The organism is Arthrobacter sp. JCM 19049 (assembly GCF_001310435.1).
In genome coordinates, this window is the sequence record NZ_BAXF01000759.1 from 1 (window position 1) to 837 (window position 837).

Sequence of the window (837 nt, forward strand, 5' to 3'; positions counted from 1 at the left end):
CCGGCGCCGGTCGCCCCGACGCAGACGGTCAGCACGGTCAGCGGCTGCATGATCAGGCCATGCCGGCCAGCGGGAACACCAGGACCAGGGAGGCCAGCCCAAACCCGATGGCCGCGGTGAGGGTGGGGATCATGACCGACTTCACCCGGGCCCGGTTCATCAGCTCGTAGGGCATGCCCAGCCGGTTCAGCCCGTGGTACAGGTCCGCCCGGTCCAGGGTGGCGGCGGCCTGGGTGATCGTGCTGGAGGCGGCCACGCAGATGAAGCTCACCGCCAGGGTCAGCAGCACCCCGCTCAGCACGTCCTGGCCCAGGTACTGCTCCCATCCGGCGCTGCCGGTGTCCCCGGTCAGCTGCATCATCGCCGCGCCGGTGCCGCCGACCACGGCGATGAGGCGGCCATCGCCACCCCGGAGACCTGGCGCCAGGCCTGCTGTGGGGATTCCAGGATCATCCGGGCCGCCAGCAGTTGCGCCCCGTCCTGGGCCTTGCGCAGCTTGGCACGGCCCACCATGACCACCAGCCACGGGCCGACCAGGTTCATCACGCCCAGCCCCATTCCCATGCCCAGCACCAGGATCACCAGCATCGTGGCCAGATCCCGGGCGATGACATCCAGGTAGGTGAACACGTTGTACAGCACCACCAGCACGCCCAGGGCGATCAGGGCGCGCACCCAGCGGGGCTTGGGGGTCAGTGCGCGGCGGCGCACGGCCAGCGGGGTGATCACCAGTTTGCGCAGTCCGATCAGTGAGCTGATCACCGAAAGCACCGCCACCGCCAGCAGCACCCCGACCACCACCAGCACGGAGGCGTAGACCGCGTTGCCCAGCGCCCG

The 837-nt window shown here is 70.3% G+C and carries 1 protein-coding gene and 1 pseudogene; both read right to left on the bottom strand.

The window, feature by feature from the left end; genetic code table 11:
• Window positions 1–52 precede the first annotated feature (52 nt).
• Window positions 53–385, bottom strand: coding sequence for a hypothetical protein (locus tag JCM19049_RS16040; protein WP_054822047.1), 333 nt, complete (start codon window positions 383–385; stop codon window positions 53–55).
• Window positions 358–837, bottom strand: a pseudogene (locus JCM19049_RS16045) (permease); the annotation flags it as partial. The pseudogene JCM19049_RS16045 and the gene JCM19049_RS16040, both read right to left, overlap by 28 nt.